Consider the following 21355-nt stretch of genomic DNA (forward strand, 5'->3'; position numbering starts at 1 on the left):
CCGCCCAATGATGGCGCAGGGCTACACTCCATCCATCTCCAGAGGGTTTCACCATGACCAATCACCCGTCCGACCGCCGCTGTTTCCGCCGCATCGCCCTGGATGCGAAAACTGAACTTCGACAAAACGGCGAGGAATGGCCGGTAAAGTTGGTGGACTTGTCGCTAAAGGGCCTGGCGGTAAAACGGCCGGAGTCCTGGAAGGGCAATAAAGCCCTGCCATTCGACGTCGATATCCGTCTGGACCCGAAGGCGCATATCAAAATGCAGGTCAAGCTGACCCACGACGATCACGGCCAACTGGGCTTTGTGTGCAGGGAAATCGACCTGGATTCGATCAGCCACTTGCGGCGGCTGATCGAGTTGAACCTCGGCGATCAAGCGGAACTTGAGCGAGAGTTGGGCGCGTTATTGGAGGTATAGGCTCAGGGAAACGCTTCGCGGCTGGGAAACTCGTCCTCCATGTCCCAGTAGCCCTTTTTCTGACTCGACGCGACTTGCCATTGCCCGTCGACATAGCGATACGTCTGGTAGCGCGTGGTGAAATCGTCCTCACCGTCGCCGTCCATAAAAGACGATACCTGCAACAGTTCATCCGGCCCGCCATTGTCCGGCGTCGCCACCTGCCAGTCAGCCTTTCCCGTGTGCGCCAGGGTCAGCGGCTGGGATTTGCCGTCCGCGCCGGTGAAGCTCAGCGGTGTGAGTTGCTGCTTGGCCGGTAGCAGCATTTGGGTGGCTGGGCCGCTGTAAGTGCCCATTGGCGCAGTCATGTCGATGCTCAAAAAATACACAGGTTCGGGCAACCCCTTGAGCGGGGCCTCGCTGACCTCGGCCAGTGGGTAGCCGAGGTCCTGTTGCGCGATCACCTGATCGGCAGCCGACACCAGGCGCACTTGAGCCTCAAGCAACGGGTTGTCGACCAGATCGCCGGGCTCGTCGAACGAGTCCTCATCCAGCCCGCTGCCCCAGCTGTCCTTGTGCATCTGCGCGCTGATGCGCTGGTCTTCCAGGATCTGCAACTGGCTGCCCTGCTCGGTTGCCAGGGTTTGCGCCAGGCGATAGCCCGCCGGCGGCGCCGCCGCCCAGGTCATGGCGGAGGCGGCGGTCAGGGTGACAAATAGGGCGGCAATGCCCCAGTGCTTGGATCGTTGCATAGCGGCCCGTCCTGATTTATTCGAAAAGTGCATCCAGCGCCTGCTCCAGTCGCGTCACCGCAATGATCTGCAACCCCGCCGGCGCTTCCTTCGGCGCGTTGCCCTTGGGCACGATCGCGCGCTTGAAGCCGTGCTTGGCGGCTTCCTTGAGACGTTCCTGACCGCTCGGCACCGGGCGCACTTCGCCGGACAGGCCGACCTCACCAAATACCAACAGGTCGTGGGGCAATGGCCGATTGCGCAGGCTGGACATCACCGCCGCCATCAACGCCAGGTCCGACGCGGTTTCCAGCACCTTGACCCCGCCGACCACGTTAAGGAACACGTCTTGATCGTGGGTCGGAATGCCGCCATGGCGGTGCAGCACCGCGAGCAGCATCGCCAGACGGTTCTGATCCAAACCAAGGGTGACGCGGCGCGGGTTGGCCAAGTGGCTGTCATCCACCAGCGCCTGCACTTCCACCAACATTGGCCGGGTGCCTTCCCACGTTGCCATTACCACGCTACCGGGGACTTCTTCTTGGGCGCGAGTCAGGAAAATCGCCGAAGGGTTGGAGACTTCTTTCAACCCACGGTCGGTCATGGCGAATACGCCCAGCTCGTTGACCGCGCCGAAGCGGTTTTTCACTGCCCGCAACAAGCGCAGACGGCCGTCGGACTCGCCCTCGAAATACAAAACCGTGTCGACCATATGTTCCAGCACCCGAGGCCCGGCCAAGGCGCCTTCTTTGGTCACATGGCCGACCAGGAAAATCGCCGTGCCGCTCTGCTTGGCATAACGCACCAGCAGCGCCGCGCTCTCACGCACCTGGGACACGCCGCCCGGCGCCGACTGCAATTGCTCGGTGAAAATCGTCTGGATCGAGTCGATCACCATGACTTTCGGCTTTTCGATCCGCGCCGTGGCGATGATGCTTTCGATGCAGGTCTCGGTCATCACCCGCAACTGGTCCTGGGGCAGGCCCAGACGACGGGCGCGCATGGCCACTTGTTGCTGGGATTCTTCACCGGTGACGTACAGCGCCGGCATGCGGCTGGCGATGCTGCACAAGGTCTGCAACAGGATGGTCGACTTGCCGATGCCTGGGTCGCCGCCGATCAGCACCACTGAGCCATCCACCAAGCCGCCGCCCAGCACCCGGTCAAGTTCGCCGGATGCCGTGGAAAAACGCGGGATTTCTTCGACGCTGACTTCAGCCAGGGTTTTGATCTGCGCCTGTTGCCCGGTCCAGCCGGCGCGACCGGTAGGCGCCGCCGCCCCGCCGCTCTCGATCATGGTTTCCGTCAGGGTGTTCCACGCCCCGCATTCGCCGCACTGGCCGGCCCACTTGGGAAAGGTCGCGCCGCACTCCGTGCAGCCGTACATGCGCTTGGCCTTTGCCATTCGAGAACCTCCAACCGAAAAACCGCGATGATAGCTCAGCGCGACGCTGGGGTCCGGATTTCACCACTGGCCAATCGCGAGGCGCTATTGCCCACCGGGTCTTCGGCGTTGAGGTCGGCGCCCTTGGCCTTCAGTTCATCCAGCAGTTCGACGCGCTTGAACAGCCCGGCGTACATGGCGGCGGTCTGCCCGGCGCCGTTGCGCTGGTCGGGGTTGCAGTCGGTGGCCAGCAAGCGCTGGGCGATTTTCAGCTCACCCTTGAAGATTGCGCCCATCAGCGCGGTATTGCCGCGTTTGTCCTGCACACAGGCATCGGCACCGGCGGCGAGCAAACGATCCACGAACGGAGCCTGGCCGTGGTAGGCGGCCAGGATCAGGGCGGTGTAGCCCTTGTCGTCCTGGGTATTGAGGCTGTAGCCGGACTCGATCAAGGTATTGAGCATATCGAGGTCGCCACGGCGGGCGGCGTCGAAGTAATAGTCCTGCAACTGCGCTTTGAGCGCGGCGGGATCGGGGGATTCAGCCTGGGCGGTGAACGCCAGCAGGGCGATCAGCAAACCGATAGTTAAACGCATGGGTTTTCTCCTGCCAGGGATCGGCGCCGCTGGCCGGCGCCGATCGGAACCAACGGATCAGTCGGTCAGTTTGTCGGCCGACGCCTTCACGCGGGCCAGGTCACCCTTGGCGACCTTGGCCACACCGGTGCCGTATTCCGGATCAGCCTTGTAAAGGAAGGACAGGATGATGTGCTTGCTCACGTCGTCCGTTGTAGCCAGGGAACCACCGAAGTTTTCGATTAGGTTCTGACGCTCTTTCTGGCTGTACGAACGGTACAGATCACCGGCCTGCTTGAAGTTCTGCTCACGCTGGATCTTCGCCTGCTGGGTGCTGCCGGTCAGCGGCAACTGGCTGTAGCGCGCGGCTTGTGGCTCTTCCCGCGGCTCCAGGCGGCTTGGCTGATAGTTCACGCCGCTGCTGGTTTTACCGCTGTTCATCGCGCCGTCCTGGTTGCCGTTGTTGACGGTCACGCGTGGGGCGTTGATCGGCAGTTGCAGGGCATTGGCGCCCAGGCGGTACATCTGGGTATCGGCGTAGGAGAACACCCGACCTTGCAGCAGACGGTCTTCAGACGGCTCGATGCCCGGCACCAGATTGGCCGGCGCCATGGCGACTTGTTCGGTCTCCTGGAATACGTTAGCCGGATTGCGGTTCAGTACCATCTGCCCCACTTTGCGCTCGGGCACATTCGGCCAGATCTTAGTAGCGTCCAGTGGATCGAAGTCGAACTTGGCCAAGTCTTCCGGTTTGAGCACCTGCACATACAAGTCCCACTTAGGGAAGTCGCCCTTGTTGATATGGGTGACCAAGTCGTTAGTCATGTGGCTGTAATCACGCCCTTGCACATCGACCACTTGTTTCGGATCCAAGTTCTTGATGCCTTGCAGGCTCTTCCAATGGAACTTGACGTAGTGCACTTCCCCTTTGGCGTTAATCAACTTGTAAGCATGTACGCCATTACCGTCCATCTCCCGGTAACTGTCAGGCGTGCCGTAGTCCGAGTACAACTCGGTGAGGGTGCGGGTTGCTTCGGGAACATGGGAGAAGAAGTCGAAACGGCGGGAGTCGTCGTCCAGGTTAGTGCGCGGGTCGGGTTTGAATGCGTGCACCATATCTGGGAACTTGATGGCGTCGCGGATAAAGAACGTCGGGAAGTTATTCCCGACCAGGTCCCAGTTGCCGTCGGCCGTGTAGAACTTGGTGGCGAAGCCGCGCGGATCACGCAGGGTTTCCGGGGAATGGTTGCCATGCACCACGGCGGAGAAGCGCACGAACACCGGGGTTGTTTCGCCGGGAGCAAATACTTTGGCCTTGGTCAGATCGCTGAGACCATCGGTGACGGTGAAGGTGCCGTGGGCACCGGTGCCGCGCGCGTGCACCACGCGCTCGGGGATGCGTTCGCGGTCGAAGCGTTGCAGTTTCTGAATCAGTTGCACGTCTTGTAACAGCACCGGGCCGGTGGCGCCGGCGGTCTGGGAGTTCTGGTTGTCGCCAACGGCGGCACCGTTGTCACGCGTGAGGGTGGCGGCGTGTACAGACAGGGAAAGCAGGCTGGCGGTGGCCAGGATCAACGCGTGTCGCGTCAAAGCCGGGCCGCGGCTGAGTGAGTTGTTCATCAAGGTGTCCTCTGGTTTTTTTGATGCACATTCAGTTGTGCTTGCCAGAGGCTAGTGACCCAAGAGTCAGAAGATAAATAGAAAAGCCGTACCAGCCCGATTAATAAAATAATGTGGTAAGCCACTGAAATGCCGGGTATTTCGCGCGCGATTGATGGCACTTTGCAAACTATTTGCGTTTTAATGTGTCGATAAAAACCAACAGTGTTAAGAGTTGTTTCGCGCAAGCCCGCAACGACTGACTTACACTGAGCCCCACCCTTCTCATCTGTAACAAGGAATAACCTATGGGCGTGATCAGTGAGTTCAAGGCCTTCGCGGTCAAAGGTAATGTGGTCGACATGGCCGTCGGTATCATCATCGGCGCCGCCTTCGGCAAAATTGTTTCCTCGTTTGTAGGCGACGTGGTGATGCCGCCTCTCGGTCTGTTGATCGGCGGGGTGGACTTCGGTGATCTGGCGATCACCCTCAAGGCAGCCCAAGGCGACGCACCGGCTGTGGTGCTGGCCTACGGCAAGTTCATCCAGAGCGTGGTCGACTTCCTGATTGTGGCGTTTGCGATCTTCATGGGCGTGAAGGTGATCAACCGTCTCAAGCGCGAAGAGGCCAAGGCGCCGACCCTGCCGCCGACGCCGACCAAGGAAGAAGTGTTGTTGGGCGAGATCCGCGATCTGCTCAAGGCACAGCACGACAAACCGCTTTAAACCGCAGCGGTTTGGAAAAAAGGCGCCTCCAGCAGGCGCCTTTTGTTTACCAGTAGTTTTCCACCGCCACCTGGCCAGGGCGCCGGGATAGCGACAGATTCATGTCGCGTTTTTTCAGCAACTGACGGGTGTCATCGACCATTTGCGGGTTACCGCAAATCAGCACGCGTGAGTGTTCGGGGCTCAACTCTACGCCGGCCGCGCGCTCCAGTTCGCCGTTTTCGATCAGCGTGGTGATACGCCCATTCAGCGCGCCAGGGTGCTGCTCGCGGGTGACGATGGGCAAGTAGGTAAGCTTATGCGCGTACTCGGCCAGGTACTCGCGCTCGCCCAGCTCCTTAATCAACGCCTGATAGGCCAGTTCCTTGGCTTCGCGGGCGCTGTACACCAGGATGATGCGCTCGAATTTCTCCCAGGCTTCGAAGTCCTGCAGGATCGACAGAAACGGCGCCACCCCGGTGCCCGTGCCCAGCAGCCATAGGTCACGACCATCGACGAAGCGGTTCAACGTCAAGTAACCCGTGGCCTGGCGCTCCACCATCAACGTATCGCCGACGCGCAGGCGGCTCAGTTCACTGGTGAACTCCCCGCCGGGGACGACAATCGAGAAAAAATCCAAATATTCATCGAAGGGCGCCGACACCACCGAATACGCACGCCAGACCGTGCTGCCATCGGCTTTGGTGACGCCCAGGCGCACAAACTGGCCGGCGGTAAAACGAAAGCCGGGGTCACGGGTGGTACGCAGGGTGAACAGGCTGGGGGTCAGCGATTGCACATCGAGCAAGGTCTGACAGGTGTATTTTTCAGCACTGGCCGTCATGGGGAACTCCGTTCTGCAGAAGGCGCTAGTGTCCCTCAAAGCGGCGCCGGCTAACACCGATGATTGAAATCTCCTGACCCAATATGCGAGCAAGTGATGTTCTAACGCTGTAAAGACCACTAACTAATTAAGGTTATTGGCGCCGCAAGCCTGTATGAACGCGCACTAATTATTTGGCTATTAATCCACTACCAAACTAAAACCATTCCCTATCATCCAATCAAAAGATATCAAATTGATATTATGCGCAGCCCCCTTGAATCCAATGGGAAGGCCATAAGCAAGGCGAAATTAATTACACAGAATTCCGATTCTTGTATAAGTCCAACCCCTTAAATAGCTACCTAACATACTGATTTTTTCACACAACTAAGTAGCCCATGTCCTACACTCTTTTCCGTGCAGCGTTGGGATTCAGGACGTACCCAAGTCACATATACACCCATGGAGAGTTATCGATGGTCAACTGGCGCAATACACGGGTCCCCAAACTGGAAGAAGAGGACGAGATCACCAGTGTCTTCGAGATGGTTATCAATGAAACATATTCACTCGGCTTCCAATTCTGCTCATTCAAGATGAGTGCACAACATCAAAACAGTCAAAATGTCATCTTCGAGAAGAACAGCTATCCAAACGAATGGAACACGTTATACCGAGAAGCGCATTTCTCCAGCACTGATCCTGTCATGTCTCATTGCCAACGCTCTGTCCTGCCCTTTGTCTGGAAAGAAAGTGCATTTAACAGCGCACCTCACTTGTGGGAACTGGCCACCTCCTATGGCGTTCATCTGGGCTGGACTCAACCACTGCATGGGCCTCAGGGCGTCTTCAGCATGCTAACTCTAAGTCGTGGCAGAGGTGAGATCACACCGGAGGAGCTGTATGAAAAAGCCGGCAATGCGCTCTGGCTGTGTCATGCAATGCATACCGTGGTGGCGAATAAGTACGCCGATGGGCCAGCCGCGAAACCATGCAGCAAGCTGACGCCCCGCGAGATCGAAGTATTGCGCTGGTCTGCACTGGGCAAGACCGCTGCCGAGATTGCACAGATCCTGTGTTTGTCCGAACGTACAGTCGGCTTTCACAATTGCAGCTCGATGCGAAAACTGGGGGTCAACAATAAAATCGCGGCCGTGATGGTGGCCGCAAAGGCTGGGTTTCTTTAAACATCGCATGTAATCCGCATGAAAAAACCGTAACATTTACGACCAGTTCCGGGTGATGACGCGGCGCGCGCCGGCGCGTCGTCGTTCACCCCAATGGTTCGATTACCCAGAGTTTTCTCCCCCCATGCCCCTGCTCGACAGCCCCTTCGCTCAGCTCGATCTGATCCGCCAACCCGAGCAGCACAACGACCCGCTGCAAGCCTTCGACGCCGCCGACGAATACCTGCTCAACCACTTGGCCGCCCAGCGGCCGAGCGTCGACACCCGCGTGTTGGTGCTCAATGACAGCTTTGGCGCTTTGGCGGCCAGTCTGCAAGGCCAGGTGCAGGTGATTTCCAGCGGCGACTCGTTTCTGGCGGCCCAGGGCCTGGAAAAAAACCTGGTGCGCAACGCCAAGGCGTTCGATGCAGTGCCGTTCATTCCCGCCAGCGAAACCCCAACCGGGCCGTTCGACCGCGTGCTGATCCGCGTGCCGAAAACCCTGGCGCTGCTTGAGGAACAGTTGATCCGCTTACAAGGCCAACTGGCCCCGGGCGCCGAAGTGATTGCCGGGGCGATGGTCAAACACCTGCCACGCGCAGCCGGTGACCTGCTGGAGCGTTACATCGGGCCGATGCACGCCTCACTGGCGGCGAAGAAAGCTCGCCTGTTGATCGCCACCGTTGCCGAGCGCCCCGCCGCCGCCTCGCCCTACCCGACCCGCTACCGCCTGGATACACCCGCCATCGAGCTGCTGAACCACGCCAACGTGTTCTGCCGTGAAGGCCTGGACATCGGCACCCGCGCCTTCCTGCCGCACTTGCCCACCGGCCTGGGTAACGCCCGCGTTGCCGACCTCGGCTGCGGCAACGGCGTATTGGCGATTGCCAGCGCACTGCACAACCCCGACGCCCACTACACCCTGGTGGACGAGTCCTACATGGCCGTGCAATCGGCCCGTGAGAACTGGCAGGCCGCGCTGGGTGAACGTGACGTGAGCGTGCGCGCCGCCGATGGCCTGGCCGGCCAAGAGCCGCAGTCCCTGGACGTGGTGCTGTGCAATCCACCGTTCCACCAGCAGCAGGTGGTGGGCGACTTCCTCGCCTGGCGCATGTTCCAGCAGGCCCGCGAGGCCTTGGTGGTGGGCGGTGCGCTGTATATCGTCGGCAACCGTCACTTGGGTTATCACAGCAAACTGGCGCGGTTGTTCCGCGGCGTCGAGCAAGTGGCGGCCACGCCCAAGTTCGTGATTCTCAAAGCGCGCAAATAAAAAAAGACCCCGCCCCTACAAGATGTAGGAGCAGGGTCAAAAAACCGTGCCGCAAGGCAACGGGATGGGATGTCAGTGAGTGGTCAGGCCGGCCGCATTCATAAACATGCGCATCAGGCTAGCGACAACAAACAGCACCAGCACACTGCCGGTCCAGATCATTGCCAACCACCCCAGGCGCCGCCACAGCGGCTGCTTTTCCGCCTGTTCGATCTCGTGCAACGAAGGTTTGCCGGACATGTCACGCCCCTCCTAGTGATAACCGTCTTCGTGGGTGACCTTGCCGCGGAACACGTAGTAGCTCCAGAAGGTGTAGCCCAGGATGAACGGGATGATGAACAAGGTGCCCACCAGCATGAAGCCTTGGCTCTGCGGCGGCGCGGCGGCATCCCAGATCGATACGGACGGCGGCACGATGTTCGGCCACAGGCTGATCCCCAAACCGCTATAGCCGAGGAAAATCAGCACCAACGTCAGCAAGAACGGCGTGTAGTGCGCATTGCGAGCCACCGCGCGGATCAGCCCGTACATGGTCACCAGCACCAGCAGCGGCACCGGCAGGAACCAGAACAGATTTGGCAGGGTGAACCAGCGCGAGGCGATTTCCGGGTGCGATAGCGGGGTCCACAGGCTGACGATGCCGATCACCGCCAGCACCACGAACGCCAGCGGCCGCGCCAGGTTGTGCATCTGTTCCTGCAACTTGCCTTCGGTCTTCATGATCAGCCAAGTGCAGCCGAGCAACGCATAAGCGACGATCAGCGCCACGCCGCAGAACACGGTGAACGGCGTGAGCCAGTCCAGCGAACCGCCGGCGAACTGGCGATTGACCACCGGAATGCCGTCGATAAATGCCCCCAGCGCCACGCCCTGAAAGAACGTCGCCGCCAGCGAACCGCCGATGAAGGCCTTGTCCCACAGGTGGCGCTTGGCGTCTTTGGCCTTGAAGCGGAACTCAAAGGCCACGCCGCGGAAGATCAGCCCCACCAGCATCAGGATCAGCGGCAGGTACAGCGCCGACAGCACCACCGAATACGCCAGCGGAAACGCGCCGAACAACGCCGCGCCGCCCAGCACCAGCCAGGTTTCGTTGCCGTCCCAGACCGGCGCGACGGTGTTCATCATCACGTCGCGGTCGACCTTGCCCGGAATAAACGGAAAGAGGATGCCGATACCCAGGTCGAAGCCGTCCATCACCACGTACATCATGATGCCGAAGATGATGATCACGGCCCAGATCAGCGGAAGATCAATACCCATCTCAATTCCCCTTATGCTGGATGTGGTCGTGGTGGTCGTCGGTGCCATCGTCGGCTGCCGACAACGGACGCGCCGGTGTGCGTTTCTGGCCGGGGCCGCCGTGGGTCGGTTCGGTACCTTCGTGGGTCACGGGGCCTTTGCGCACCAGGCGCATCATGTAGCCCAAGCCCGCACCGAACAGCGCGAAGTACACCACCACGAACAACACCAGGGTGATGGTCATCTGCGCCAGGCTATGCCCAGACGACGCATCCGCCGTGCGCATCAGCCCGTAGACCACCCACGGCTGACGCCCGATTTCGGTGGTGAACCAGCCGGCGAGGATCGCGATCAACCCCGAGGGGCCCATCCACAGCGCCAAATACAGGAACGGTCTGGAGGTGTACATCTTGTCGCCCCGGCGCAGCCACAGGCTGAACAGACCGGTAAAAATCATCAGGAAACCCAGCCCGACCATGACTCGGAACGACCAGAACACAATGGTCGAATTCGGCCGGTCCTCAGGTGGGAACTCCTTGAGCGCCGGCACCTGTTTATCCAGCGAGTGAGTCAGGATCAGGCTGCCCAGGTATGGAATCTCTACGGCGTACTTGGTTTTTTCCGCCTGCATATCGGGCCAGCCGAACAGGATCAGCGGCGTAGGCTCATTGCCTTTGTTTTCCCAGTGGCCTTCGATCGCGGCGATTTTCGCCGGCTGGTGCTCCAGCGTGTTGAGACCATGGAAGTCACCGATTACCGCTTGGATAGGCGCCACGATCAATGCCATCCACATGGCCATGGAGAGCATTTTGCGGATCGCCGGGTTGTCCTTGCCGCGCAGCAAGTGCCAGGCCGCCGAGGAGCCGACGAAGAACGCCGTCGCCACGAAGGCCGCCGTGGCCATGTGCATCAGGCGATACGGGAACGATGGGTTGAAAATTACCGCCAGCCAGTCGGTGGGAATCACACGGCCGTCGATGATTTCAAAGCCCTGAGGCGTCTGCATCCAGCTGTTGGAAGCCAGGATCCAGAACGTGGAGATCAGCGTACCCACCGCCACCATGACCGTGGAGAAGAAATGCAGCTTGCGCCCCACCTTGTTCCAGCCGAACAGCATCACGCCGAGGAAACCGGCTTCCAGGAAGAAGGCCGTAAGCACTTCGTACGTCAGCAGCGGCCCGGTAACGGCGCCGGCGAAGTCCGAGAAGCGGCTCCAGTTGGTGCCGAACTGGTAAGCCATAACCAAGCCCGAGACCACCCCCATGCCGAAGTTGACGGCAAAGATCTTCGACCAGAAATGGTAGAGGTCACGGTAGGTGTCGTTATGGGTCTTGAGCCACAACCCTTCCAGCACTGCAAGGTAACTGGCCAGGCCGATGGTGATCGCCGGGAACAGGATGTGGAATGAGATGGTGAACGCGAACTGAATTCGGGCGAGATCTAGCGCCTCCAAACCGAACATAAGTCTTCCTCTGTCAGGTAATACCGGCTGCTGGCGGGAGCCTGCACCCACTGCCCCCACGGATATGGAGTGTGGCGAATTTCAATTCGTTTCTTTTTTTAACCAACCACGTAGGGAGTCTGGCCTTACGGCCCGCCAGAGCAAATCCTGGAAGAAATTTGATCTGGATCAATTACAGCTCAAAGAGTAGTCCCATTTTCTGCGTCCAGTTGTGTGGTCGATTGACGCGTGACAGGCTGCCTCACCCCGGTTCTCGCAACTATTTGTTACAGCTTGATGCTAATCTCGCGGTTCCCTCCGGCCGTGATCTGAATGCCCGATGCCTACTGAACCCGCGTTGCTGTTGCGTCACCACCGCCCTTTTATCGCGTTCTGGCTGGCGCGGATCTTTACCGCCAGCGGCTTCCAGATGCTCACCGTGGCCATCGGCTGGAACCTCTATCAACTGACCGGCAACGTGCTGGACCTGGGCTTGGTCGGCTTGGTGGAGTTCGTGCCGCGCGTGCTGTTTATGCTGCACACCGGCCATGTGGCCGACCGCTATGAGCGACGTAAAGTCGCGGCCATCTGCCAGACCGTACAGGCGTTGATCGCGCTGTCCCTGGCCATTGGTGGCCTGACCGGCACCGTGACCCGCGAGATGATCTTTATCCTCGCCTTCCTGCTCGGTGCCGCGCGCTCCTTTGAATTGCCCACCACGCAAGCGCTGCTGCCGAGCATCGTGCCCAGCACGCTGTTCCCGCGCGCCGTGGCGTCGTCGCAGTCGGCTCAGCAACTGGCCACCATCGTCGCCCCGGCGCTGGGCGGTCTGCTCTATGCGTTTGGCAGCGTGTGGGTGTATGGCCCCACCGTGGTGCTGTACCTGATCGCCTGCGCGCTGACCCTCAACCTGCCTGCCCGCCAGACCCCGCTGAACAAAGGCAAGGCCACTCTGGATTCACTGCTGGCCGGCATCCGTTTTATCCGCAGCCGCCCGGACATCCTCGGCGCCATCTCCCTGGACCTGTTCGCCGTGCTGCTGGGCGGCGCCACCGCGTTGCTGCCGGTGTTCGCCAAAGACATCCTGCTGACCGGCGCCTGGGGCCTGGGCCTGTTGCGCTCGGCGCCGGCGGTGGGGGCATTGCTGATGTCGTTGTGGCTGGCGCGTTTCTCGGTGGACCGACATGTCGGCCGCGTGATGTTCACCGCCGTCGGGGTATTCGGTGTGGCGACCATCGCTTTCGGCCTATCGACGTCATTCTGGTTTTCCCTGGCGGTGCTGGTGGTGTTGGGCGCGGCGGACATGATCAGCATGGTGATCCGCGCCTCGTTCGTGCAGTTGGAGACGCCGGACGAAATGCGTGGGCGCGTCAGCGCCGTCAACGGCCTGTTTATCGGCGCATCGAATCAGCTGGGCGAATTCGAATCCGGCATCACCGCCCACTGGTTCGGCACCGTGCCCGCCGTGGTCATGGGCGGGATCGGCACCCTCGTGGTGACCGGGGTGTGGATCAAACTATTCCCCACCCTGGCCAAGCGGGATCGCATGCATGTGCCAGAACCGGTTTCCCCACCCACCGCCTGACCTTTATGGCAACAAGCTCAATGTGGGAGAGCACTTGCCCTCGATAGCGGTGTAACTGTCGAGGCATCTATTGACTGAAACACCGCCATCGGGGGCAAGCCCCCACATTTCAAAGCACCTTATCCAGGGTGATCGGGAAGTCCCGCACCCGCTTGCCGGTGGCGTGGTACACCGCATTGGCCACTGCCGCCGCGACGCCGACGATGCCGATTTCCCCGACGCCTTTGGACCCCAGCGCATTGACGATCTCGTCGTGTTCTTCGACGAATACCACATCAATGTCGCCGATATCGGCATTCACCGGGATGTGGTACTCGGCCAGGCTGTGGTTCATGTAGCGGCCCAGTTGATGGTCGATCTGGGTCTCTTCGTGCAGGGCCATGCCGATACCCCACACCACGCCGCCGAGGATCTGGCTGCGGGCCATCTTCGGGTTGACCACGCGCCCGGCCGCAATTGCGCTGACCACGCGGCTGACCTTGATAGTGCCGAGGTCTTCATCCACGCGCACTTCAACGAATACCGCCGAATGGGTGGCGGTAGCATAGCCTTCGCGTTTTTTGTCCGGCTCGCTGTCGACCTGCACCTCCAGGGCGTCCTCACCGCTGTCCTTGACCAGCTGCGCCAACGACACGCTCACGTCACGCGCGTGCAGTTGCCCATCCTCAAAGCGCACCGTCTCAGCGTCCTTGAACACCGGATAGGTCTGCCGCGCCACGCTCAACAGTTTGGCGGCCAAGGCTTCGCAGGCTTGTTGCACAGCGGTGCCCACCGAGGAAACAGTGAACGAGCCGCCCTGCAACGGCGCGGTGGGCAGCGACGAGTCGCCGAGCACGAAACGCACGTCGTCCACGGCTACCCCGCTGGCCTGGGCGGCGATCTGGGTCATCACCGTGTAGGTGCCGGTGCCGATATCGGTGGTGGCGCTGCTCACCACGAGCTTGCCCTCGGCATCGATTCGCGCCTTGGCGCTGGCCTTCATTTGCATGGCCTCCCACACCCCGCCGGCCATGCCCCAGCCCACTAATTGGCGACCGTCGCGCATGCTGCGCGGTTCCGGGTTGCGCTGGCTCCAGCCGAAGCGCTCGGCGCCTTCGGTGTAACACTCGCGCAGGGCTTTGCTCGACCAGGGTTTGTCTTCGTTCTGGTTACGCTCGGCGTAGTTGATCAGGCGCAGTTGCACCGGGTCGATCGCCAGGGCGCAGGCCAGTTCGTCCATGGCGCATTCCAGGCCGATCACCCCGAGGGCGGCACCGGGCGCGCGCATGTCCAACGGCGTGAACACATCCAGCGGCACCAACTTATAGGTCAACTGCACGTTGTCGCAGTGATAGAGCATGCCGCTCCACTCCACCACGTGTTCACTGAAGTCCTCGAAACGCGAGGTCTGGCCAATCGCCGTGTGCCCCAGCGCCAGCAGGCGGCCGTTGGCGGCGGCGCCCATTTGCAAGCGCTGCAGGGTGCGTGGGCGGTAGCCGAAGGTGAACATCTGTTGACGGGTCAGGGTCACGCGAACCGAGCGTTTGAGCGCCAGCGACGCCATCACCGCCAGGGGTAATTGGTACTGCGGGCGCAGGCCGGAACCAAAAGCGCCGCCGACAAACGCGGCGAACACCCGCACCTGGCTTTTATCCAGGCCGAACACTTTCTGCACATAGGCCTGACAGTTCTGCGGGCCCTGGGTTTTGTCATGGATATGCAGCGTGCCGTCCGCCTGGTACAGCACGGTGCTGGCGTGGGGTTCCATGGGGTTGTGATGTTCGATGGGGGTGCTGTAGTGCACGTCCAGGCTGACGGCGGCAGCAGTCCACTCGGCCTGGAAATTCCCGCGCGGCGCGGGCGGTGTCTGTGGCGAGGGATGGGCCTCGGCCTGCTGGGCGACGAGATCGGTCTCGAATTCATCGCGCTCGTACTCGATGCGCACCAGGGAACCGGCATGTCGCGCCAGCTCCAGGTTGTCGGCAATCACCAAGGCCAGGGGCTGGCCGCTGTACAGCACGCGGTCGTTGTACAGCGGGCGAAACGGCGAACCATCGGCGGCATCGGCATCGGCGAACGCGTCGTCATAGCTGGCCAGCCGCGGCCGGTTGCTGTGATCGAGCACCATGACCACACCCGGCAGAGCCAGAGCCTTGGACGCATCAATACGAACCACGCGGCCCTTGGCGATCGTGCTGGACACCACGCTGCCATGCAGCAGGCCCTGCTGCGCAAATTCGCCGGCATAGCGCGCCTGGCCGGTGACTTTAAGCAGACCGTCGACACGGTCCAGGGGTTTTCCGACGGCACTCATGGGCGTTCTCCTGCGACAGCGGCATCGCTCAAGGCGCGGATAATTGCGCGCCGTGCCAGCTTGACCTTGAAAGCGTTGTGTTCCAGCGGCTCGGCGTCCTGCAACATCGCATCGGCGGCGAGGCTAAAGGTTTCGCGGCTGACGGCCTGCCCGATCAATCCCGCTTCCACCGCGCGGTCGCGCCAGGGTTTATGGGCCACGCCGCCCAGGGCCAGGCGCGCGTCGACGATCACATCGCCGTCCAACTCCAGAGCGGCAGCCACCGACACCAACGCGAAGGCGTAGGACGCACGGTCACGGATCTTCAGATAATGGCTGTGCCGCGCTAGGTGGTCGGCAGGCAATTCAATGGCAGTGATCAGTTCATCGTCGGCCAACTGGTTGTCCCGTTGCGGCGCATCGCCGGGCAAACGGTGGAAATCGGCGAACTCGATGACCCGCGCACCGCCGCGCCCTTGCACATGCACCCGCGCCTCCAGCGCCGCCAGGGCCACGCACATGTCGGACGGATGAGTCGCCACGCACTGCGCGCTGGCGCCGAGGATCGCATGGATGCGATTCAACCCGGTGCGCGCCGGGCAACCGCTGCCGGGTTCGCGTTTATTGCAAGGCACGCTGGCGTCGTAGAAGTAATAGCAACGGGTGCGCTGCAACAGGTTGCCGCCGGTGCTGGCCATATTGCGCAGTTGCGGCGAGGCACCGGCGAGGATGGCTTGGGACAGCAACGGATAACGCTGTTCGATCAAGGGGTGCCAGGCCAGATCAGCGTTGCTGACCAGCGCGCCAATGCGCACGCCGCCGTCGGCGGTGGGCTCGACGCCATGCAGCGGCAGGCCGGTGATGTCGATCAGGTGCTCGGGGCGGCTGATGTTTTCTTTCATCAGGTCCAGCAGGTTGGTACCGCCGGCAATAAAACGCGACGCGGCACTGCTCAAGTGCACGGCCTCGTGCACGTCGGACGGTTTGCTGTACTGGAACGGGTTCATTGCTCGCCTCCCGCCGTACGGCAGGCCGGCAGGGCCTCTTCAATCGCATCGCGAATATTGCTGTAGGCGCCGCAGCGGCACAGGTTACCGCTCATCAGTTCCTGGATTTGCGCGCTGTCGTGGGCACGGCCTTCGTTGGCCAGGCCGACGGCGGAGCAGATCTGGCCAGGGGTGCAATAACCGCACTGGAAGGCATCGTGCTTGATGAAGGCTTGTTGCATGGGGTGTAACTGGTCGCCACTGGCCAGCCCTTCGACGGTGGTCAACTCGGCACCGTCGCACATCACCGCCAGGGTCAGGCACGCGTTCACGCGCTTGCCGTCGCGCAATACGGTGCATGCACCGCATTGGCCGTGGTCGCAGCCTTTCTTGCTGCCGACAAGATCCAGTTGTTCGCGCAGCAGGTCCAGCAGCGTGGTCCAGGGCAACACGTCCAGTTGGCGGGCCTGCCCATTGAGGGTCAGGCGTATCGAGTGGCGGGCAAACGGCTGGGCCGCCGCGCCTTGGGGGGTTGCGCTCATAAACACCTCACGGGTTGGTCTGCATCCGCGGCGTTCAGGAAAATCGCCGTCTCAGGGGTACGACTTCCCGGGGTTTTGAGCGTTCAAGATGATTGATCAGCGGATATTGAGCTGGGTCTTCAAGGTGTTTCGCGGGGGGTTGATCGAGGAGTTGCTGTATTCGAACCAGCCTGGGGCCTGCACATCCATTTCGAATACATAGATGTAGCCCATCAGCGTCCCCGCGCCGTTGCACGCCTGGCTGATGCTGCCAACCTGGCACACCGGCGTGCGCTGGCCGTTCAGTACGGCGCCATTGAACAGCCCCACCGGGTTGTTGCCCAGCCCCACTTCCATCACCGACACCTGGGTGGGCCCACGGTGCGTGCACATCTGCGTGGAGGTGATGCGTTCGGGGATGCTTTCCTTGCAGCGCGCCGACTCGACCTGAAACACGCGCACCTCGCTCAAGGCCGGTGCAGTCGCGCCCCACACCGGTGCCGCGCCGAGCCACAGGCTGATAGCGGTGATCGGAGCTAGACTCCACGCGTTGGCTTTTTTCATGCTGTCGATGACCGTGAATTGAACGTCGGCGCAGTATGCCTCAAGCCCATGCGCCACACAGCCTCGGCTGCTGGTATGATGCGCCGCTTTTTCCGATCCTCTCTGAAACCACAGGCGCTTGGCGCAGTTTGTGCTTTGACTTAGAGGTCAACAAATCACGACGCAAAATAGCGTCACAGGGAGCCGGCATGCTGGAAAAGCTGTTTCAACTCAAAGCACACAACACCAACGTGCGCACCGAGATTCTCGCGGGCATCACGACATTCCTGGCCATGGCCTACATCCTGTTCGTGAACCCGAGCATCCTCGGCGAAACCGGCATGGACAAAGGCGCAGTGTTCGTCGCGACCTGCCTGGCGGCCGCCATCGGTTCGACCGTGATGGGCCTGATCGCCAACTACCCGATCGCGCTGGCACCGGGCATGGGCCTCAATGCCTTCTTTACCTACACCGTGGTGCTGCACATGGGCCATACCTGGCAAGTGGCACTGGGGGCGGTGTTCATTTCGGCGGTGCTGTTCTTTCTGCTGTCGATCTTTCGCATCCGTGAGTGGATCATCAACAGCATCCCTTTGCCGTTGCGTTCGGCGATTGCTGCCGGCATCGGCCTGTTCCTGGCGCTGATCGCCCTGCACAACGCCGGTATCGTAGTCAGCAACCCGGCCACCATGGTTGGCCTGGGCGACTTGAAACAACCGGCGCCGATCCTCGCCACCCTGGGCTTTGCGCTGATCGTCGCGCTGGAAGCCCTGGCCGTGCGCGGTGCGGTGCTGATCGGCATCCTGGCGGTGACCATCGTGTCGATTGTGATGGGCTTCACCCCATTCGGCGGCGTGACCTCGATGCCACCGTCCCTGGCGCCGACCTTCCTGCAGTTGGACATCAAAGGCGCGCTGGATATCGGCCTGGTCAGCGTGATCTTCGCCTTCCTGTTCGTCGACCTGTTCGACAACTCCGGCACCCTGATCGGCGTAGCCAAGCGCGCCGGCCTGATGGGCAAGGACGGCCACATGCCAAAAATGGGCCGTGCACTGATCGCCGACAGCACCGCAGCCATGGCCGGTTCGCTGCTGGGCACCTCGACCACCACCAGCTACATCGAATCCGCCGCAGGCGTGAGCGCCGGTGGCCGTACCGGTTTGACTGCCATCGTAGTGGCGATCCTATTCCTGCTCGCACTGTTCTTCTCGCCGTTGGCCGCCAGCGTTCCGGCTTTCGCCACCGCGCCGGCGCTGCTGTTCGTCGCCGTACTGATGACCTCCGGCCTGGCTGAAATCGACTGGGACGACATCACTGTGGCAGCGCCGGTGGTGATCACCGCCCTGGCGATGCCCTTTACTTACTCCATCGCCAACGGCATCGCCTTCGGTTTCATCGCTTGGACCGCCATCAAGCTGCTTTCGGGCCGCTACCGTGAGCTGAACCCGGCGCTGGTGATTCTGTCGATTCTGTTCGTGATCAAGCTGGGCTGGTTCAACGCATGACTTTTGACGCCGCACGCTACACCGCTCAACTGCAAGACAAGGTCACGCGCCTGCGTGACCTGCTCGCTCCGTTCGATGCGCCCGAGCCGCAGGTGTTCGACTCGCCGCTGCAGCACTTCCGCCTGCGCGCGGAATTCCGCCTGTGGCGCGAGGGCGGTGAGCGCCACTACGCGATGTTTTCCCAGGACGACAAGCGCACGCCGATCCTGATCGAAGACTTCCCTATCGCCAGCGCTCGCATCAACCAACTGATGCCCCAACTCAAGGCCGCCTGGCAAGCCAGCGCCGCCCTGAGCCACAAGCTGTTCCAGGTAGAGTTCCTCACCACCCTGGCCGGCGATGCAATGATCACCCTGTGCTATCACCGCCCGCTGGACGAGCACTGGCACGCGGCGGCCAACCAGCTCGCCGCTGACCTGAACGTGAGCATCATCGGCCGCTCCAAGGGCAAACGCGATGTGATCGGCCACGATTACGTGGTGGAGAAACTCGAAGTCGGCGGTCGCACCTTCAGCTATCGCCAACCCGAAGGCGCGTTCACCCAGCCCAACGGCACGGTGAACCAGAAGATGCTCAACTGGGCCTACGAGGCTTTGGGCGATCGCCCGGACGATCTGCTGGAGCTGTATTGCGGCAACGGCAATTTCACCCTGCCCCTGGCCACCCGCGTGCGCAAAGTGCTGGCCACCGAGATCAGCAAGACTTCGGTAAACGCGGCACTGAGCAATCTCGATGAAAACGCGGTGGATAACGTCACCCTGGTGCGCCTGTCCGCCGAAGAACTCACCGAAGCCCTCAACGAAGTGCGCCCGTTCCGCCGTCTGCACGGTATCGATCTGAAAAGCTACGAGTTCGGCAGCGTGTTTGTGGACCCGCCGCGTGCCGGCATGGACCCGGACACCTGCGAATTGACCCGGCGTTTCGACAACATCCTGTACATCTCTTGCAACCCGGAGACTCTGGCGGCCAACATCGCCCAACTGCATGACACCCACCGCATTACCCGGTGTGCGATGTTTGATCAGTTTCCGTGGACGCACCATATGGAATCGGGTGTGTTGCTGACCCGACGCTAAACGTTCCATTGCTCCATGCGCGGCCGCCCGAGCCATTGGCTAAGCGGCCGCGCAGCGTGCTATAGCTGCCCTTCCTTGATTAACGGTTCGATAATCGAACACATGCCGCGCTGGCAATTGACCAAATTAACCATCCGGTACATTTTATCTCCACAACCAACAAGAACTGTGGAGATACCCCCTCATGCCGCCCATCGTGCTGGTGCTCAATGGCCCCAATCTCAACCTGCTCGGCACCCGCGAACCCGCCACCTACGGGCATGAAACCCTAGCCGACGTGGCGGCCCTCTGCGGCCGCAGCGCCGAGCAACTGGGGCTTAAAATCGAATTCCGCCAAACCAACCACGAAGGCGAGCTGCTCGACTGGATCCACGGCGCCCGCGCGCGCTGCGCCGGTATCGTGATCAACCCTGCCGCCTGGACCCACACGTCGGTGGCAATCCGCGATGCGCTGGTAGCCAGCGAAGTGCCGGTGATCGAAGTGCATTTATCCAATGTGCATACCCGTGAGGCGTTTCGGCATCATTCATTTGTGTCGCCCATCGCCAAAGCGGTATTGGCCGGTTTTGGAAGCCACGGCTACCACCTGGCCCTGGAACATTTCAGCCATCTGTTCAAAGGACGTGCCTGATGAAACCGCGCATTCTTGCCGGGCTGATTGGCGCCGGCATCCAGGCCTCCCGCACACCCGCTTTGCACGAACAGGAAGGCGATGCCCAGGGCCTACGCTACCTGTACCAATTGATCGACCTTGATCCCTTGGGCCTGGATATCAAGGCCCTGCCCGACCTCCTACGCGCCGCCGAGCTGATGCACTTTACCGGGCTGAACATTACCTACCCGTGCAAGCAGGCGATTCTGCCGCTGCTGGATGAATTGTCCGACGAAGCCCGAGGCATCGGCGCGGTGAATACCGTGGTGTTCAAGGACGGCAAACGCATTGGCCACAACACCGATTGCCTGGGGTTTGCCGAAGGTTTCCGGCGCAACCTCAATGACGTGCCGCGCCAGCGTGTGGTGCAGATGGGCGCCGGCGGTGCAGGCGCGGCAGTGGCGCATGCACTGCTGGCTGAAGGGGTGGAGCAGTTGAGTGTTTTCGATGTGGACGCCATCCGCGCCCGCGACCTTGTGGATAACCTCGCCCAGCGTTTCGGCAGCGGCCGCGCTCAAGTCGGCGGCGGCCTGGAGAACGCCATGGCCGAAGCCGATGGCCTGGTCAATACCACGCCGATGGGCATGGCCAAACTCCCCGGTACACCAGTGCCGGCGGCGCTGTTGCGCGCTCAGCTGTGGGTAGCGGAAATCGTCTACTTCCCGCTGGAAACCCAACTGCTACGGGATGCTCGCGCCCTGGGTTGCCGCACGCTGGACGGCGGCAATATGGCAGTGTTCCAGGCGGTGAAAGCATTTGAATTGTTCAGCGGTAAAGTGCCGGATGCGCAACGCATGCTGACGCACTTCAAAAGCATGAATACCTGACTGACGAAACCAGATCACCATGTGGGAGGGGGCTTGCCCCCGATAGCAGTGG

General features: G+C 61.3%; 21 protein-coding genes. 9 read left to right on the forward strand and 12 right to left on the reverse strand.

The window, feature by feature from the left end; genetic code table 11:
* Positions 1–53: 53 nt before the first annotated feature.
* Positions 54–422 (forward strand): PilZ domain-containing protein, encoded by a 369-nt coding sequence (locus YA0848_RS28130; RefSeq protein ID WP_040265486.1) that lies wholly within the window; start codon positions 54–56, stop codon positions 420–422.
* Positions 423–424: 2 nt separating this feature from the next.
* On the opposite strand, the gene YA0848_RS28135 is transcribed toward YA0848_RS28130, so the two are convergent.
* Genes YA0848_RS28135 through katB form a run of 4 tightly spaced genes read right to left on the reverse strand, consistent with a single transcriptional unit; the run spans position 425 to position 4711 of the window.
* Complete coding sequence (locus YA0848_RS28135; protein ID WP_169903485.1) at positions 425–1153, reverse strand: hypothetical protein; 729 nt, start codon at positions 1151–1153, stop codon at positions 425–427.
* Between the two features lie 16 nt (positions 1154–1169).
* Entirely contained in the window at positions 1170–2537 is a 1368-nt protein-coding gene (gene radA / locus YA0848_RS28140) for a DNA repair protein RadA (protein ID WP_017528869.1), read from the reverse strand.
* Positions 2538–2572: 35 nt separating this feature from the next.
* Positions 2573–3112 carry an ankyrin repeat domain-containing protein gene (locus YA0848_RS28145; RefSeq protein ID WP_169903486.1) on the reverse strand — a complete coding sequence of 180 codons (540 nt, stop codon included), beginning with the start codon at positions 3110–3112 and terminating at the stop codon, positions 2573–2575.
* 57 nt (positions 3113–3169) lie between these two features.
* The gene (katB, locus tag YA0848_RS28150; protein WP_169903487.1) at positions 3170–4711 is read right to left on the reverse strand and encodes a catalase KatB; all 1542 of its coding nucleotides are present in this window, start codon (positions 4709–4711) and stop codon (positions 3170–3172) included.
* A gap of 287 nt (positions 4712–4998) precedes the next feature.
* Here katB and mscL point away from each other — a divergent pair, with 287 nt between their 5' ends.
* Complete coding sequence (mscL, locus tag YA0848_RS28155; protein ID WP_034100843.1) at positions 4999–5415, forward strand: large-conductance mechanosensitive channel protein MscL; 417 nt, start codon at positions 4999–5001, stop codon at positions 5413–5415.
* Between the two features lie 46 nt (positions 5416–5461).
* Here mscL and YA0848_RS28160 read toward each other — a convergent pair whose 3' ends face one another.
* The gene (locus tag YA0848_RS28160) at positions 5462–6238 is read right to left on the reverse strand and encodes a ferredoxin--NADP reductase (protein WP_034100845.1); all 777 of its coding nucleotides are present in this window, start codon (positions 6236–6238) and stop codon (positions 5462–5464) included.
* Positions 6239–6696: 458 nt separating this feature from the next.
* Here YA0848_RS28160 and YA0848_RS28165 point away from each other — a divergent pair, with 458 nt between their 5' ends.
* Both YA0848_RS28165 and YA0848_RS28170 read left to right on the forward strand, forming a co-directional pair.
* The gene (locus tag YA0848_RS28165) at positions 6697–7407 is read left to right on the forward strand and encodes a helix-turn-helix transcriptional regulator (protein WP_034100847.1); all 711 of its coding nucleotides are present in this window, start codon (positions 6697–6699) and stop codon (positions 7405–7407) included.
* 124 nt (positions 7408–7531) lie between these two features.
* A complete protein-coding gene (locus YA0848_RS28170) occupies positions 7532–8656 on the forward strand; it encodes a methyltransferase (protein ID WP_047882028.1) in 1125 nt (374 codons plus the stop codon).
* A gap of 72 nt (positions 8657–8728) precedes the next feature.
* Here YA0848_RS28170 and YA0848_RS28175 read toward each other — a convergent pair whose 3' ends face one another.
* The 3 genes from YA0848_RS28175 to YA0848_RS28185 are packed head-to-tail and all read right to left on the reverse strand — an operon-like array spanning position 8729 to position 11357.
* Complete coding sequence (locus YA0848_RS28175) at positions 8729–8896, reverse strand: DUF2474 domain-containing protein (RefSeq protein WP_080758794.1); 168 nt, start codon at positions 8894–8896, stop codon at positions 8729–8731.
* A gap of 12 nt (positions 8897–8908) precedes the next feature.
* Complete coding sequence (cydB, locus tag YA0848_RS28180; RefSeq protein WP_034100851.1) at positions 8909–9916, reverse strand: cytochrome d ubiquinol oxidase subunit II; 1008 nt, start codon at positions 9914–9916, stop codon at positions 8909–8911.
* A gap of 1 nt (position 9917) precedes the next feature.
* Positions 9918–11357, reverse strand: a complete 1440-nt coding sequence (locus YA0848_RS28185) for a cytochrome ubiquinol oxidase subunit I (RefSeq protein WP_034115175.1) — start codon at positions 11355–11357, stop codon at positions 9918–9920.
* Between the two features lie 319 nt (positions 11358–11676).
* Between YA0848_RS28185 and YA0848_RS28190 the strand changes: the two genes are divergently transcribed.
* Positions 11677–12921 (forward strand): MFS transporter, encoded by a 1245-nt coding sequence (locus YA0848_RS28190; protein WP_034100853.1) that lies wholly within the window; start codon positions 11677–11679, stop codon positions 12919–12921.
* 109 nt (positions 12922–13030) lie between these two features.
* On the opposite strand, the gene YA0848_RS28195 is transcribed toward YA0848_RS28190, so the two are convergent.
* From YA0848_RS28195 to YA0848_RS28210, 4 genes are all read right to left on the reverse strand, one after another.
* On the reverse strand, positions 13031–15214 hold the full coding sequence (locus tag YA0848_RS28195) for a xanthine dehydrogenase family protein molybdopterin-binding subunit (protein WP_040265499.1): 2184 nt from the start codon (positions 15212–15214) through the stop codon (positions 13031–13033).
* Complete coding sequence (locus YA0848_RS28200; RefSeq protein ID WP_169903488.1) at positions 15211–16200, reverse strand: FAD binding domain-containing protein; 990 nt, start codon at positions 16198–16200, stop codon at positions 15211–15213. Before YA0848_RS28200 ends, YA0848_RS28195 begins: the two co-directional genes overlap by 4 nt.
* Positions 16197–16721, reverse strand: coding sequence for a (2Fe-2S)-binding protein (locus YA0848_RS28205; RefSeq protein WP_034115179.1), 525 nt, complete (start codon positions 16719–16721; stop codon positions 16197–16199). Before YA0848_RS28205 ends, YA0848_RS28200 begins: the two co-directional genes overlap by 4 nt.
* Positions 16722–16817: 96 nt before the next feature.
* A complete protein-coding gene (locus YA0848_RS28210) occupies positions 16818–17264 on the reverse strand; it encodes a DUF4879 domain-containing protein (protein WP_034100948.1) in 447 nt (148 codons plus the stop codon).
* Between the two features lie 188 nt (positions 17265–17452).
* On the opposite strand from YA0848_RS28210, the gene YA0848_RS28215 reads away from it, so the two are divergent.
* From YA0848_RS28215 to YA0848_RS28230, 4 genes are all read left to right on the forward strand, one after another.
* On the forward strand, positions 17453–18748 hold the full coding sequence (locus YA0848_RS28215; protein ID WP_034100857.1) for an NCS2 family permease: 1296 nt from the start codon (positions 17453–17455) through the stop codon (positions 18746–18748).
* Positions 18745–19824, forward strand: coding sequence for a tRNA (uridine(54)-C5)-methyltransferase TrmA (gene trmA, locus YA0848_RS28220; protein WP_034100858.1), 1080 nt, complete (start codon positions 18745–18747; stop codon positions 19822–19824). Before YA0848_RS28215 ends, trmA begins: the two co-directional genes overlap by 4 nt.
* Positions 19825–20008: 184 nt before the next feature.
* Entirely contained in the window at positions 20009–20455 is a 447-nt protein-coding gene (gene aroQ / locus YA0848_RS28225; protein ID WP_169903489.1) for a type II 3-dehydroquinate dehydratase, read from the forward strand.
* Positions 20455–21303 carry a shikimate dehydrogenase gene (locus YA0848_RS28230; protein WP_376784411.1) on the forward strand — a complete coding sequence of 283 codons (849 nt, stop codon included), beginning with the start codon at positions 20455–20457 and terminating at the stop codon, positions 21301–21303. Before aroQ ends, YA0848_RS28230 begins: the two co-directional genes overlap by 1 nt.
* The last annotated feature ends 52 nt before the right edge of the window (positions 21304–21355 follow it).

This window comes from Pseudomonas sp. S4_EA_1b (assembly GCF_016307435.1).
Taxonomy (GTDB): Bacteria; Pseudomonadota; Gammaproteobacteria; order Pseudomonadales; family Pseudomonadaceae; genus Aquipseudomonas; species Aquipseudomonas rhodesiae.

Coding starts and splice junctions, on each gene's coding strand:
- mscL (WP_034100843.1), top strand. CDS start 4,999: ATGGGCGTGATCAGTGAGTTCAAGGCCTTCGCGGTCAAAGGTAATGTG.
- YA0848_RS28215 (WP_034100857.1), top strand. CDS start 17,453: ATGCTGGAAAAGCTGTTTCAACTCAAAGCACACAACACCAACGTGCGC.
- YA0848_RS28165 (WP_034100847.1), top strand. CDS start 6,697: ATGGTCAACTGGCGCAATACACGGGTCCCCAAACTGGAAGAAGAGGAC.
- YA0848_RS28130 (WP_040265486.1), top strand. CDS start 54: ATGACCAATCACCCGTCCGACCGCCGCTGTTTCCGCCGCATCGCCCTG.
- YA0848_RS28200 (WP_169903488.1), bottom strand. CDS start 16,200: ATGAACCCGTTCCAGTACAGCAAACCGTCCGACGTGCACGAGGCCGTG.
- YA0848_RS28190 (WP_034100853.1), top strand. CDS start 11,677: ATGCCTACTGAACCCGCGTTGCTGTTGCGTCACCACCGCCCTTTTATC.
- cydB (WP_034100851.1), bottom strand. CDS start 9,916: ATGGGTATTGATCTTCCGCTGATCTGGGCCGTGATCATCATCTTCGGC.
- YA0848_RS28205 (WP_034115179.1), bottom strand. CDS start 16,721: ATGAGCGCAACCCCCCAAGGCGCGGCGGCCCAGCCGTTTGCCCGCCAC.
- YA0848_RS28175 (WP_080758794.1), bottom strand. CDS start 8,896: ATGTCCGGCAAACCTTCGTTGCACGAGATCGAACAGGCGGAAAAGCAG.
- aroQ (WP_169903489.1), top strand. CDS start 20,009: ATGCCGCCCATCGTGCTGGTGCTCAATGGCCCCAATCTCAACCTGCTC.
- YA0848_RS28185 (WP_034115175.1), bottom strand. CDS start 11,357: ATGTTCGGTTTGGAGGCGCTAGATCTCGCCCGAATTCAGTTCGCGTTC.
- YA0848_RS28135 (WP_169903485.1), bottom strand. CDS start 1,153: ATGCAACGATCCAAGCACTGGGGCATTGCCGCCCTATTTGTCACCCTG.
- YA0848_RS28230 (WP_376784411.1), top strand. CDS start 20,455: ATGAAACCGCGCATTCTTGCCGGGCTGATTGGCGCCGGCATCCAGGCC.
- katB (WP_169903487.1), bottom strand. CDS start 4,711: ATGAACAACTCACTCAGCCGCGGCCCGGCTTTGACGCGACACGCGTTG.
- trmA (WP_034100858.1), top strand. CDS start 18,745: ATGACTTTTGACGCCGCACGCTACACCGCTCAACTGCAAGACAAGGTC.
- radA (WP_017528869.1), bottom strand. CDS start 2,537: ATGGCAAAGGCCAAGCGCATGTACGGCTGCACGGAGTGCGGCGCGACC.
- YA0848_RS28210 (WP_034100948.1), bottom strand. CDS start 17,264: ATGAAAAAAGCCAACGCGTGGAGTCTAGCTCCGATCACCGCTATCAGC.
- YA0848_RS28160 (WP_034100845.1), bottom strand. CDS start 6,238: ATGACGGCCAGTGCTGAAAAATACACCTGTCAGACCTTGCTCGATGTG.
- YA0848_RS28145 (WP_169903486.1), bottom strand. CDS start 3,112: ATGCGTTTAACTATCGGTTTGCTGATCGCCCTGCTGGCGTTCACCGCC.
- YA0848_RS28195 (WP_040265499.1), bottom strand. CDS start 15,214: ATGAGTGCCGTCGGAAAACCCCTGGACCGTGTCGACGGTCTGCTTAAA.
- YA0848_RS28170 (WP_047882028.1), top strand. CDS start 7,532: ATGCCCCTGCTCGACAGCCCCTTCGCTCAGCTCGATCTGATCCGCCAA.